14 protein-coding genes and 1 pseudogene are annotated in these 12,426 nt (G+C 71.4%); 6 read left to right on the forward strand and 9 right to left on the reverse strand.

Features of this window, described 5'->3' with window-relative positions:
* Window positions 1-77 precede the first annotated feature (77 nt).
* Window positions 78-434: a YybH family protein gene (locus tag L1857_RS20205; protein ID WP_094002974.1), complete on the forward strand. Its 357-nt coding sequence runs from the start codon at window positions 78-80 to the stop codon at window positions 432-434.
* A 48-nt stretch (window positions 435-482) separates the two neighbouring features.
* Here L1857_RS20205 and L1857_RS20210 read toward each other — a convergent pair whose 3' ends face one another.
* A complete protein-coding gene (locus L1857_RS20210; protein ID WP_116109168.1) occupies window positions 483-1,409 on the reverse strand; it encodes a hypothetical protein in 927 nt (308 codons plus the stop codon).
* A 203-nt stretch (window positions 1,410-1,612) separates the two neighbouring features.
* Between L1857_RS20210 and L1857_RS20215 the strand changes: the two genes are divergently transcribed.
* Window positions 1,613-2,398, forward strand: coding sequence for a putative protein N(5)-glutamine methyltransferase (locus tag L1857_RS20215; RefSeq protein WP_249465879.1), 786 nt, complete (start codon window positions 1,613-1,615; stop codon window positions 2,396-2,398).
* Here the strand turns inward: L1857_RS20215 and L1857_RS20220 are convergent.
* Complete coding sequence (locus L1857_RS20220; protein ID WP_249465882.1) at window positions 2,384-3,064, reverse strand: FadR/GntR family transcriptional regulator; 681 nt, start codon at window positions 3,062-3,064, stop codon at window positions 2,384-2,386. The two genes, L1857_RS20215 and L1857_RS20220, sit on opposite strands and share 15 nt — an antisense overlap.
* 86 nt (window positions 3,065-3,150) lie before the next feature.
* The gene (locus L1857_RS20225) at window positions 3,151-3,483 is read right to left on the reverse strand and encodes a hypothetical protein (protein WP_094002970.1); all 333 of its coding nucleotides are present in this window, start codon (window positions 3,481-3,483) and stop codon (window positions 3,151-3,153) included.
* Window positions 3,484-3,666: 183 nt separating this feature from the next.
* Here L1857_RS20225 and L1857_RS20230 point away from each other — a divergent pair, with 183 nt between their 5' ends.
* Window positions 3,667-4,056 carry a VOC family protein gene (locus L1857_RS20230; RefSeq protein ID WP_094002969.1) on the forward strand — a complete coding sequence of 130 codons (390 nt, stop codon included), beginning with the start codon at window positions 3,667-3,669 and terminating at the stop codon, window positions 4,054-4,056.
* Here L1857_RS20230 and L1857_RS20235 read toward each other — a convergent pair.
* Both L1857_RS20235 and L1857_RS20240 read right to left on the reverse strand, forming a co-directional pair.
* Window positions 4,022-4,597, reverse strand: a complete 576-nt coding sequence (locus tag L1857_RS20235) for an AAA family ATPase (protein ID WP_167481491.1) — start codon at window positions 4,595-4,597, stop codon at window positions 4,022-4,024. The genes L1857_RS20230 and L1857_RS20235 overlap by 35 nt on opposite strands.
* Window positions 4,598-4,620: 23 nt before the next feature.
* A complete protein-coding gene (locus tag L1857_RS20240) occupies window positions 4,621-5,133 on the reverse strand; it encodes a CGNR zinc finger domain-containing protein (RefSeq protein WP_116109160.1) in 513 nt (170 codons plus the stop codon).
* Between the two features lie 62 nt (window positions 5,134-5,195).
* Here L1857_RS20240 and L1857_RS20245 point away from each other — a divergent pair, with 62 nt between their 5' ends.
* Window positions 5,196-5,936, forward strand: a complete 741-nt coding sequence (locus L1857_RS20245; protein WP_249465885.1) for a DUF6196 family protein — start codon at window positions 5,196-5,198, stop codon at window positions 5,934-5,936.
* 170 nt (window positions 5,937-6,106) lie between these two features.
* Here L1857_RS20245 and L1857_RS20250 read toward each other — a convergent pair whose 3' ends face one another.
* Both L1857_RS20250 and L1857_RS20255 read right to left on the reverse strand, forming a co-directional pair.
* Window positions 6,107-6,286: a hypothetical protein gene (locus L1857_RS20250; protein WP_162830944.1), complete on the reverse strand. Its 180-nt coding sequence runs from the start codon at window positions 6,284-6,286 to the stop codon at window positions 6,107-6,109.
* A gap of 297 nt (window positions 6,287-6,583) precedes the next feature.
* Window positions 6,584-7,147 (reverse strand): CGNR zinc finger domain-containing protein, encoded by a 564-nt coding sequence (locus L1857_RS20255; RefSeq protein WP_116109154.1) that lies wholly within the window; start codon window positions 7,145-7,147, stop codon window positions 6,584-6,586.
* An 81-nt stretch (window positions 7,148-7,228) separates the two neighbouring features.
* Between L1857_RS20255 and L1857_RS20260 the strand changes: the two are divergent.
* Together L1857_RS20260 and L1857_RS20265 are read left to right on the forward strand one after the other, a co-directional pair.
* A pseudogene (locus tag L1857_RS20260) lies at window positions 7,229-8,388 on the forward strand (epoxide hydrolase family protein).
* Window positions 8,389-8,765: 377 nt separating this feature from the next.
* On the forward strand, window positions 8,766-9,542 hold the full coding sequence (locus tag L1857_RS20265) for a GNAT family N-acetyltransferase (RefSeq protein WP_249465888.1): 777 nt from the start codon (window positions 8,766-8,768) through the stop codon (window positions 9,540-9,542).
* A 21-nt stretch (window positions 9,543-9,563) separates the two neighbouring features.
* On the opposite strand, the gene L1857_RS20270 is transcribed toward L1857_RS20265, so the two are convergent.
* Window positions 9,564-11,954, reverse strand: a complete 2,391-nt coding sequence (locus L1857_RS20270) for an ATP-binding cassette domain-containing protein (protein WP_116109152.1) — start codon at window positions 11,952-11,954, stop codon at window positions 9,564-9,566.
* A gap of 54 nt (window positions 11,955-12,008) precedes the next feature.
* Window positions 12,009-12,416, reverse strand: a complete 408-nt coding sequence (locus L1857_RS20275; RefSeq protein WP_116109342.1) for a VOC family protein — start codon at window positions 12,414-12,416, stop codon at window positions 12,009-12,011.
* Window positions 12,417-12,426: the final 10 nt, after the last annotated feature.

Genomic DNA, 12,426 nt, shown 5'->3' on the forward strand with positions numbered 1-12,426 from the left:
CTAGTAGCGAGACCTACCAGCTCTTGGACTTCTGGCTCGTGCGGCGAGAGGCTGGGTGGAGAGGAAGGGAGCGAAACATGATCGACAAGGCCCGGAGGCCGGAGGATCTGGCCGTGATGTTCGTGGAGCGCGCCAACGCGCGGGACGCGAAGGCGCTGGCCGAGCTGTACGCCGAGGACGCGGTGCTGGCGTTCCCGCCCGGCTCGCAGACGGTCGGCCGCGACGCGATCCGGGAGGTGCTGGAGCGCCTGGTGGAGCAGGGCGGTGAGTTCCAGGTCGAGGAACCGATGCCGACCGTCTACTACGGCGACCTGGCGCTGTGCTCGACCAAGCCGGCCGACGACACCGGGGGACGGGTGCAGGTCGCGCGGCGGCAGCCGGACGGCACCTGGCTGCGGATCATCGACCGGCCGGAGATCCGCCGCCCGGCGTGAGGTCGTCCGCACCGCGGCCTCGGCCGGCTGGCAGGCTCACCCGCCGGATCACACGGAAGTGCTCGCGGGGACCCGGCCGGTCGGCCGCTCGGCGATGATCTCCCGGATGCCGTGGCTGTCCACCCGCAGGAGGGTGGGCACCAGGTCGCCGCTCGTGTCGGGCGAGGTGCGCACCCACTCGGTGAGCTCCGGAGCCCAGCCGGAGCTCACACCGGCGACGTAGATGTGGTCCGGGCTGACCAGCGCCGCCAGCAGCTGGTCCTCGCCGACGTGCGCGCCGATAGTCTCGGCGAAGTCGTCCATCACGACCGCGGACGCGGCGCACAGGCTGTTGTCGCCGCGCTCCAGGATGACCAGGGGGCCCTTGTCCGGGTCCGGGGCGACCTTGACGATGAGCCCGCGCCGGAGGTTGCCGACCGCTTCGTCGATCAGCTCGTGGAACTCGTCCTCGCTCAAGGCATCGGCTTGGTTCCTCAGCAGGTGGGACATGCCGACCCGGCCCTCGGGCGTGGCGGTCGCCCTGGCGAAGCCGAGGTGCAGCCGGTCGTCCACCAGCGGCAGCGAGTAGTAGAGCTTCAGCGGACCGTCGTAGGTGTGGAGGATGGGCAGCCATTCCCCCTCGGATTCGGCCCGCACGAACGCGTCGCGCAGGCTCTCGAGCTGCACCTTCGTGTTCTCCTCGCGGGCGGCTTCGAAGGCTGTGTCCCAGTCGCCGTCGGCGGGGCGGTCGAAGTCGTGCGTGATCTCGGCACCGCGAAACGTCGCGGCGAGGAAGATCCGGTCCACCCGCGAGGGCTGCCAGACGCTGTGCACGCGGGTGATGTCGGGCGGCTGGACCTGCCGCTCCCGCTGGACTTGGCGCCAGGCCTGCCGGATGGCGTCCTCGGCCTGGGCCGGCGCCGCTGCCCGCAACAGATCGTCCTCGTCGCCGTTCACCTGGAAAACGACGACGTTCAGGCGCGCATTCTCGTCCACGCGCGATGATCTTACTCAGACGCGCCGACCGTTCCGTGCCGGCGCGAGAGCGGCCGCGGTGCTGTACCCCGCCGCCTCCGCTAGGGTGATCACCACGACCGACCGAGGAGGTGAGACCCGTTTCCGTTCCGCCAACCCGGGTGCTCGCCTCCGGCGACGAGTGAGCCGCGAGCGCCCGTTTCCCCCGTGAAAGGCGCTCTTTCGTGTCCGTCGATTCCGAAACCGTCGTCGCCGGCCGCCTGCGCGCCGCCGGCTGCGTCTTCGCCGAAGACGAGGCCCGGCTGCTGCTGGCCGCCGCGGCCACCCCGGCCGAGCTGGAGACCCTGACCGCCCGCCGGATCGCCGGCGAACCGCTCGAACAGGTCCTCGGCTGGGCCGGGTTCCGCGGCCTGCGCATCCACGTCGAACCGGGCGTGTTCGTGCCCCGGCGGCGCACCGAGCTGCTGGTCGAGGAGGCGGTCCGGCTCGCCCCGGCGCGTCCGGTGGCCGTCGACCTGTGCTGCGGCTCCGGCGCGCTGGGCGCCGCGCTGGCCGCGGAACTCGACCTCGCCGAGCTGTACGCCGCCGACCTCGACCCGGCCGCGGTGCGGTGCGCGCGCCGGAACGTGCCCGGTGCGGTGTTCGCAGGCGACCTGTACGCCGCGCTGCCGGACGGGCTGCGCGGGCGGGTGGACCTGCTGGTCGTGAACGTGCCGTACGTACCCACCGAAGCTGTCGCGCTGATGCCGCCGGAAGCACGCCTGCACGAACCCCAGCTGGCACTCGACGGCGGCGCCGACGGCCTGGACATCGCCCGCCGCGTCATAGCCGGTGCCCCGGCCTGGCTCGCGCCGGGCGGGCACCTCCTGATCGAAACGAGCGAACGCCAGGCGCCGGCACTGGTCCGCGCCGCCACCGGCGCCGGACTGGTCCCGCGTGTGGCGACCTCCGACGAGCTGGACGCCACGGCGCTCGTGGCCCGCCGGGGGCGGGGGCTAGGCGGGAGCTGAGCGGAGGCCGCGGAGCACGGGTTCGAGGTTGGCGACCGTGGCGGCGACGGCCGCGTCCGCGTCGCCGCGTTCGAGGGCGTCCAGGAGGTCGGCGTGGGCGGCGGAGGAGTCCGGCAGCTGCGTCTCGTGGCGAACCAGGTCGGTCAGGATCTCGCGCAGCACCGGCTCCGCGGCCGTGAACAGGCTGAGCAACAGCGCGTTGCCGGACAGCTCCACCACGCCGCGGTGGAAGGCGAGATCGGCGTCGACGAACACCGCCGGGTCCGCGCCACGCTCGTCCTGCCGTTTCCGCAGGCCGGCGCGCAGACGCTCGACGTCCTCGGGCCGGACCCGCCGTGCGGCGAGCCGCGCCGCCTCGACCTCGAGCGCACGGCGGACCTCGTACACCTCGAGCACCCGCGCGCGCCGCACCAGCCGCCGCACGTCGCCGGTGTCGGCCGTCCCGGCGGCGACGAACGTGCCGGAGCCGTGCCGGACGTCCAGGAGCCCGTCCTGGACCAGCAGGCGAACCGCCTCCCGCACCGACGAGCGCCCGACCCCGAACTCCGCGGCGAGCTGGACCTCGTTGGGCAGCCGGTCGCCGGGCCGCCAGTCACCGCGCCGGAGCCGCTGCCGCAGCAGGCTCGCGACCTGGGGCACGACCGGTCCACGGCGCAGCTCCGTCATGGGCGCACGGTAGCACTGCAGACGTCTGAGGACTCACGTGCGGAGCAGCAGCCCGGTCCTCCTGCGGCCACGGCAGATCCGGCAGGTCAGGGCCGGGGGAGATGCGTGCTGTGCGCGTCGAACGCGCAGCGCAGTTGCCGTTCGGTCAGCAGGAACAGGAACGGCCGCCCGGCGCAGCGCGCGCACACGGTCGCGCAGGCCACGTCGTAGCCGTCGGGGCGGCTGAACACCGACGTGGCCACCCGCAGGTCCTCCGTCGAGCCGCAGCCGTCGCAGGTGGGCGCGATGGGGCAGTCGCTGTGGTCGGTGAGGGACTCGCGGGGCGGGTCGAACGCGAGGTTGTCCAGGTCGTCCGCGTCCTCCCAGGCCGGGTGCTGGTCGAGGAGCCGCCGCCAGCGGCTCTGCAGCTTGGTCGCCATCGCACGGTCCTTTCGTCGCTCCGGCCTCCCATGCTCGGCCGCCGCGAAGCCCACGGCGGCGTTGACACACGACCGGGCCACCAGAACGACCTGACCGGGTGACAGCGGGACCAAATCCTCTGGCCGCGTCCCCGTGGCCGGGCCTAGCGTCGGTGACCCATCGAGCCATGGCAGGAGACGGCGATGAGCGGCAGGATCGTCCACTTCGAAATCCCGTTCGACGACGGCGAACGCGCGCGCGGCTTCTACCGCGAGGCGTTCGGCTGGAACGTCACCGAGATGCCGGACATGAACTACACCAGCGTGGCCACCGGCCCGACCTCCGAGCAGGGCATGCCGAGCGAACCCGGCTTCATCAACGGCGGCATGTTCGCGCGCGAGGAGTCGGCCCCGAAGAGCCCGGTGATCACCATCGACGTGGCGAGCATCGACGAGACGCTGGGGAAGGTCGAGCAGCTCGGCGGCGCCAAACTGGTGGGCCGCACCGAGATCCCGGGCATGGGGTGCTACGCGTACTTCACCGACACCGAGGGCAACGTCATCGGCCTGTGGGAGAACCTGCCGCAGAGCTGACGCGCGCCTCGGTCCAGGCGCGGGCGAGGATTTCCTCGCCCGCGCCGGCGGGGGACTGGTCCGAGGAGTCGAGCCACAGTCCGAGGCGGGGCGTGTCACGCCGGAGCACCGCGTCGAGCTGGGTGATCGCCCAGTCGTCGTAGGCGGTCTTGCCGCGCCCCTCCTCGCGGGCGGCGATGGCTTCGGGCCGCGGCGCGAGCACGACCACCAGCAGGGGCCGCCGCCGGATCAGCTCGACCATCTCGCCGAGGTGTTCCCCGAGAACGACGTCCTGCGCGACGACCGTGAACCCGGCGTCGAAGTAGGCGTCGCAGGTGGCCGCGGTGAGGCGGTGACGCAGGCGGAGCTGCCGGACCGCCGCTTCGGCGGAGGGGTCCGGGCTCATGTCGGCGCGCCCGTTGACGATCATCCGGCGGAACCCGTCACCACGCACGTGCACCGACCGGGGAAGCCGCTCGGCGAGCATCTGCGCGACGGTGGACTTGCCGGCCGCCTGGATCCCGGTGAGCAGGACGATCGCCGGCTCGGACGGCAGGGACACGAGAACCTCCGGAACAGGGCAGCTCAACGGCTGCGGCGTGCGTGGGCGGCGACGCGGGCGCGGTTGCCGCAGACTTTGCTGTCGCACCAGCGGCGGTCGGCGCGGGCGGAGACGAAGACCTTGTGACAGCCACCGCCCTGGCATCGCCGCAGGTGCGCGATCTGCGGGCCGAGCAGGAAGTCCACCACCGCGCGGCCGAGCACCTGCGGGACGGCCTCCGGTCCGGCGTCGTCCACCGCGACACCGCCGGCCGCGGGCCGCACGCGGAACTCCGCGCGGGCGAGCCCGGGTGCGGTGGCGAACGCCAGTTCTCCGGCCGGCGGTGCTTCGCCGGCCGCGAGGTGGTGCAGAACGACCTGTGTGGCGTCCCGTCGCGCGAGAACCTCCGGCAGCGCGTCCGGCGGCATCGCGGCTACGCACGCGGCCAGGGCGGGCCAGGGCCGGGCCCACGCCCGGAACCGCTCGACGGTCGCGATCCGGTCCCGCCCGGGCGAGGACCGGGTGTTGGCGAAGGCCAGTGCCAGGGGTTCGGTCATCGACGACACCGTACCAAACTAATGGGTTGACTCATTAGTTCGGCTCGTGCGAGCCTCTGGTCATGGTGACGATCTCCCGGGAAACGGGCGCCCAGACCGAAGCCCGGCTGCGCCGGGTGTTCCGCGCGAGCACGATCGACTGGCTGCCCGGGGCCTGGTCCTTCGTCGAAGGTGCGGATGCCGTCCGCCGTGCGGACGCGATCGCGCTCGTCCGCGACGAAGGCCGCCCCAGCGCCCTGTGCCCGGCCGCCGGAGCTGGTGAGCGGTTCGCGGTGTTCCGCGTCGTGCTCCCGAAGGGCGCCGACGACAGCGGGTTCGTGGGCTGGCTGTCCTCTCGCGTCAAGGCCTCGACCGGGAGCGGCTTGTTCGTGATCTGCGGGCAGAACAGCGAGCGCGGCGGGATCTTCGACTACTACGGGGTTCCCGAGGCCGCGGCCGGGCCCGTCCGGGACCTGCTCGACCGCCTGTCCGGCACCGGTTTCCTGGACGGCGTCGTGCTGCGCACCGTCGCGACGGCGGAGAGCTCGGCGCTCGGCCCCGGGACCGTCTTCTGCTTCGACCAGAACGGCGAGGCGATCACCGCGCGCTACGGCGGCGGCGGGATCGCCGACGGCTGGCTGGCCGGCACCCTCGACGGCGCCCGGGCCCGCTTCCACTACCTGCAGATCCAGACCGACGGGACCGTCGACAGCGGCCACTCGGAGGGCGAGGTGACCCGGTTGCCCGACGGACGGTGGCGCCTCACCGAGCACTTCACCTGGGCGACCCGCGAAGGTGGGGGAACCAACCGGCTCGAGGAGTAGCCCCCGGCCTCCTCGAGGATCGCCAGGTGCCGGGACAGGTTCCCGGCACCTGGCGAGGGTCCGGCGCAGGTATCCGAAGTCCACCTGCCCGGCCTCGGCGGCGATCGTGAGGATGCCGAGCCGGTGCCGCTGGTGCACGGTCTCGTCCAGGCCCGCCGCGGGGTGCTCGCTCACGCGCGCGCCCGCCGCTCGTGCCACGCCGCGACCGCGCCGCCCGCGAGCAGGACCAGCCCCGCGACGAGGCCGAAGACCATCGCGGCGGCGGTGGTGACGCCGCGCGCGGTCCGGCTATCGAGCTTCGAGCGGAGCGACAGGGCTCCGCCGACTGCGAGGTTCGCCGAACCACACACCCGCGACGACGAACAGCGGCGGGCGGGCGGCGGTCCCCAGCGGCGCGAGCACGCCGAACAGGATCAGCGGCGGGACGTAGGCGTGCCGGTCCGCCCGGGCCCGCGCCCGGAGCCGCGCCATCTCGTCGAGCAGGTTGGCCGGGGGAGGGGACCGAGCAGACGGATTTCCCCTGATCAACGGACGGGCACGGTGACCCGACCACGGGCGAAACCGGGCGCATGAGCCGCCCCGGCCGGTCGTCTGGGAATCCTGGACCGGGCAGAACGGGCGGCCGCGCTTGCGCCCGCCGGGTACGCCTAGGAGCTTTTGCGATGGGCGGCGTTGAAGCGCGCCTTCTTCTGGCGATTCCCGCACGTGTTCATGTCACACCACTTGCGGGTGCGGCTCTGGCTGGTGTCGAAGAAGGCAGCCCGGCAGGTCGCCGATGCGCACAAGGCCAGCCTGCCGTCCCGTTCGCCGGCGATGATGCTGATCGCGTCGGCGGCGATCACGCCCAGGGCGTCTTCCACGCGGGTTGCCGAGCTGAGTTGCCATCGCCGCTTGCCCTCGGGCGTCAGGACAGCCGCGGCCCTGCCCTGAGCGCTGCGGTCGTTGATGACTCGGACAGCGGACGCGGGGAGAGGGTCGTGGAGCGCGGCCGCTGTCGCGGCGGCGTGAATCGATTCCCGTAGTTCCCGGGCGAGTTCGAGCTGGGCTGTGGTGCAGGACTCCACGGCGAGGCCGCTCACCGCCAGCCAATCGACGAGTCGTTGCGGGACGGGAATGCGCTCCACCGGCTTGCCGTGCCGCTCCGACAGAGTTCCCGTGAAGCTGGTCGCCAGCACGGGGCCGAGGCGGAAGTCAGGGAACCCAGCCGGCATGGAACCACCTTAGCAGGTTGCCCCCGGCACGAAGACCTGTTAGAACCGTCTTAGCCGGTTCCACGACGCTGAGGAGGTCTCATGCCCGAGGTAGAAGCATTCGAAGCCCACGCACCCGACGCCGACCTCGACGATCTGCGCGCGCGACTGGCCGCCGCGCGGCTGCCGGAGGCCGAGACGGTCTACCGGGCCGCGCCCGATCCGCGGCGGTGGGACCAGGGCGTTCCGCTCGCCGACCTCACCGAGCTCGTGGGCTACTGGCGCACCGGGTACGACTGGCGGTCGTTCGAAGCGCGGCTCAACCGGATCGGCCAGTTCCGCACGACGATCGACGATGTGGGAATCCATTTCCTGCACCGCCGATCCGCGCGGGCGGATGCCACTCCGCTGATCGTGACGCACGGCTGGCCGGGCAGCGTTGCCGAGTTCATCGACGTGGCGGACGAGCTGGCGGATCCGGAAGACGCGGACGCGCCGGCGTTCCACGTCGTGGTGCCCTCGCTGCCGGGGTTCGGTTACAGCGACAAGCCGGCCACCACGGGGTGGGCACCGAAAAGATCGCGGCCGCCTGGGCGGAGCTGATGGGACGGCTCGGCTACCGCGAGTTCCTGGCCCACGGCGGCGACTGGGGAGGCGTGATCACCACGATCCTCGGTGGCCGGTTCCCGGAGCACGTTCTCGGCATCCACACCACGACCGCGCAGGCGCCGCCCGGGCTGACAGCCGACGGGCTGACGGCGGTCGAGCGCGCGTGGACCGAGGAAACCCACCATTTCTGGCACCACCACGCGGCGTACGCGAAGCAGCAGGCGACCCGGCCGCAGACGATCGGCTACTCGCTCGTCGACTCACCGGTCGGGCTCCTTGCCTGGATCCTGGACAAGTTCGCCGAATGGTCGGACACCGAAGACAGCCCGTTCGAAACGATTTCCCGGGACCGCGTGCTCGACAACGTCACCCTGTATTGGCTGACGTGGTCCGGCGCGTCATCGGCGCGCATCTACTACGAAAGCCACAACTCGCTGGACCCCGACCTGCGGGTCGACGTCCCGTCCGCGATCACGGTGTATCCCCGCGACATCGAGAAGTACCCGCGCCCCTGGGCGCAGCAGCGGTTCCGCCAGATCGTCCGATGGAGGGCACCCGAAACCGGGGGACACTTCCCATCGCTGGAGATGCCCGGGTATTTCGTCAAGGACCTGCGAGAGGGTCTCGCGGCAGTGCTGGCCGCTCAGCGCTGAACCCCGATCCAGCGGTGTAGCCGTGGAGTGCTTCCCATCGGATGTCGTGGGCGGCCGGCCAGAGGTCTGCCACCCAGATTCGTCCGCGATGAGCACTCACCAGAGCACTCAAATTCCGCCTGCGCCGCAGCGTGTTGAGGGTGGTGAGTGTGGGGCGACGCCCGCCTCTGATGCAGCTACTTGACATAATGTGCATTATCGGCGACCGCGACAACGTCGGAAAGAGGGGCACAGCGCGGTGAGGTTCGGGTTCGGTGGCGAGGTCGGACAGCAAAGCGGCCGGACTCGACCGTGATGTCCCATTGCGGCGGCGGCTCCCCGCCAAGTGGGTGGTAATCCGCTTGGCGAGCCCTCTCGCCCGTGCTGGGATGCGCCCGATGGATGCTTCTGAAGTACTCGCTCTCTTCGACCGTCAGATGCGGCGGGATGCCCTCCCGGACGCACCCGGCGCCGGGATCGAGCGGGTCGGCAAGGTGGTGCGGCAGGTCGGCGTTAAGGGCGGCTGGAGCGCAGTCGTCTGGTCCGGCCTGGACGCGGCCACGGCGCGGTCGGCGATCGCCGAGCAGGTGCAGTTCTTCGCTGAGCTTGGCCGCGAGTTCGAGTGGAAGCACTACTCGCACGACCAGCCGGACAATCTCGGCGAGCTGCTGCTGGCGGCCGGGTTCGAGGCTGGGTCCGGAGAGGCCCTGATGATTGCCCGGATCGCCGACTTGCCCGATGGCGGCGGACTGCCCGAGGGTGTCCGGCTGCATCCGGTGACCACGCCAGCCGACGTGGAGCTCATGCTGTCCGCGCACGAGGAAGCGTTCGAGACGACCGCGGACTGGCTACGGCCGAGCCTGCTCGACATGCTGGCCGAGAGCCCGGGGACCGTCAGCATGGTCGTCGCGATGGCCGGCGACGTGCCGGTCGGCGGGGCGCGGCTGGAACTGCACCCGGGCACTGAGTTCGCCAGCCTCTGGGGCGGTGGCACCGTACCCGCCTGGCGCGGCCGCGGGATCTACCGGGCGTTGGTTGCACACCGCGTCGAGGTCGCCGCCCAGCACGGCTACCGCTATGTGCAGGTGGACGCCTCCGACGAGAGCCGGCCGATCCTCCACCGGCTCGGCTTTACCGCTCTGGGCACCACGACCCCGTACGTCTACAAGCCGTAACCGGCACCGGCTCCCCCGCGCTCAGGAACCCACGTACTCGGCCAGGTGCTCACCGGTCAGCGTGGATCGCTTGCTGACCAGCTCCGCCGGCGTGCCCTCGAACACGATCGAGCCGCCGTCGTGGCCCGCGCCGGGGCCCAGGTCGATGATCCAGTCCGCGTGGGCCATCACGGCCTGGTGGTGTTCGATCACGATGACCGACTTGCCGGCGTCCACGAGCCGGTCCAGCAGGGCCAGCAGCTGCTCGACGTCGGCCAGGTGCAGGCCCGTCGTCGGCTCGTCGAGGACGTACACGCCGCCCTTCTCCCCCATGTGGGTGGCCAGCTTGAGCCGCTGCCGCTCCCCACCGGACAGCGTCGTCAGCGGTTGCCCCAGCGTCAGGTACCCGAGCCCGACGTCGGCCAGGTGGGTGAGGATCTTGTGGGCCGCCGGCACCTTCGACTCGCCGTCCGCGAAGAACGGGAGCGCCTCGGCCACCGGCATCGCGAGCACCTCGCTGATGTCGCGCCCGCCCAGCTTGTACTCCAGCACCTCGGCCTGGAACCGCTTGCCCTCGCACTCCTCGCAGGTGGTGGCCACGCCGGCCATCATCGCGAGGTCGGTGTAGATCACGCCGGCACCGTTGCAGGCCGGGCACGCGCCCTCGGAGTTCGCGCTGAACAGCGCGGGCTTGACGCCGTTGGCCTTGGCGAACGCCTTGCGGATCGGCTCCAGCAGCCCGGTGTAGGTGGCCGGGTTGCTGCGCCGCGACCCCTTGATCGCGCCCTGGTCGACCGTCACGACCCCGTCCCGGCCGGACACCGAGCCGTGGATCAGCGAACTCTTCCCCGACCCGGCCACGCCGGTCACGACGACCAGCACGCCGAGCGGGATGTCCACGTCCACGTCGCGCAGGTTGTGCTTGTTCGCGCCGCGGACCTCCAGCTTGCCGGACGGCTCACGCACCGACGGCTTGAGCGCGGCCCGGTCGTCCAGGTGCCGCCCGGTGAGCGTGCCGCTGGCCCGCAGCCCCTCGACGGTGCCTTCGAACACCACTTCCCCGCCCTCGGTGCCGGCGCGCGGGCCGAGGTCGACGACGTGGTCGGCGATCGCGATCGCCTCCGGCTTGTGCTCGACCACCAGCACCGTGTTGCCCTTGTCGCGCAGCTGCAGCAGCAGGTTGTTCATGCGCTGGATGTCGTGCGGGTGCAGCCCGATGGTCGGCTCGTCGAAGACGTAGGTGACGTCGGTGAGCGAGGACCCGAGGTGGCGGATCATCTTGGTGCGCTGCGCCTCGCCGCCGGAGAGGGTGCCGGAGGGCCGGTCGAGGCTGAGGTAGCCGAGCCCGATCTCGACGAACGAGTCCAGGGTGTGCCGCAGGGATTCCAGCAGGGGCGCCACGGACGGCTCGTCCAGGCCCTTGACCCACTCGGCGAGGTCGCTGATCTGCATGGCGCACGCGTCGGCGATGCTGAGGCCGTCGATCTTCGACGACCGGGCCTGCGCGGACAGGCGGGTGCCGTCGCACTCCGGGCAGGTGGCGAAGGTGACGGCGCGCTCGACGAACGCGCGGATGTGCGGCTGCAGCGCTTCGGCGTCCTTGGACAGCATCGACTTCTGGATCTTCGGGATCAGGCCCTCGTAGGTGAGGTTGATGCCGTCGACCTTGATCTTCGTCGGTTCCTTGTAGAGCAGGTCGTTGAGTTCGCGCTTGGTGTACTTGCGGATGGGCTTGTCCGGGTCGAAGAAGCCGCAGCCGCTGAAGATGCGGCCGTACCAGCCGTCCATGCTGTAGCCGGGGATGGTCAGCGCGCCCTCGTTGAGGGACTTGCTGTCGTCGTAGAGCTGGGTGAGGTCGATGTCGGAGACCCGGCCCATGCCCTCGCAGCGCAGGCACATGCCGCCGGTGACGTTGAAGCTGCGGCGCTCCTTCACGGTCCGCCCGGCGCGTTCCACGGTGACCGCGCCCGCGCCGCTGATCGAGGCGACGTTGAAGGAGAACGCCTGGGGCGAGCCGATGTGCGGCTTGCCAAGACGGCTGAACAGGATGCGCAGCATCGCGTTGGCGTCGGTGGCGGTGCCCACGGTGGAGCGCGGGTTGGCGCCCATCCGCTCCTGGTCGACGATGATCGCGGTGGTGAGCCCGTCGAGCACGTCGACCTCGGGTCTGGACAGCGTCGGCATGAAGCCCTGCACGAAGGCGCTGTAGGTCTCGTTGATGAGCCGCTGCGATTCGGCGGCGATCGTGCCGAACACCAGGGAGCTCTTGCCCGAGCCGGACACACCGGTGAACACGGTCAGCCGGCGCTTGGGCAGCTCGACGCTGACGTCCTTGAGGTTGTTCTCGCGCGCGCCGTGCACCCGGATGCGGTCGTGGCTGTCGGCGGCGTGCGTGGCAGGCCCCTGCGTGTTCTTCCGGGCGGCCTTGGTCATGGGGTCTCCTGGGAGGGTGGGGCGTGGCCGGCGGTCGCCGGCCACGCGATGGGGTCAGCTCAGCTGCTGGATGCGGACCATGTTGCCCGCGGGGTCGCGGAAGGCGCAGTCGCGCACGCCGTAGGGCTGGTCGACCGGCTCCTGGACGACCTCGGCGTCGCGGGCCTGCAGGCGTTCGAAGACGCCGTCGAGGTCCTTGGTGGCGAGGTTGATGCTGGCGAAGGTGCCCTTGGCCATCATCTCGGAGATGGCGTTGCGCTCGTCGTCGGTGATGCCGGGGGTGGCCTCCGGCGGGTACAGCACGATGGAGACGTCCTGGCCGGGCGGGCCCACGGTGATCCAGTGCATGCCGTTGAAGCCGACGTCGTTGCGGACCTCGAAGCCGAGGACGTCGCGGTAGAAGGCGACGGCGGCGTCCCGGTCGTTGTGCGGGAGGTAGGTGGCGTGAATGCTGATGTCCATGGCGGCCACA

The organism is Amycolatopsis thermalba (genome assembly GCF_023376025.1).
Lineage (GTDB): Bacteria > Actinomycetota > Actinomycetes > Mycobacteriales > Pseudonocardiaceae > Amycolatopsis_E > Amycolatopsis_E thermalba.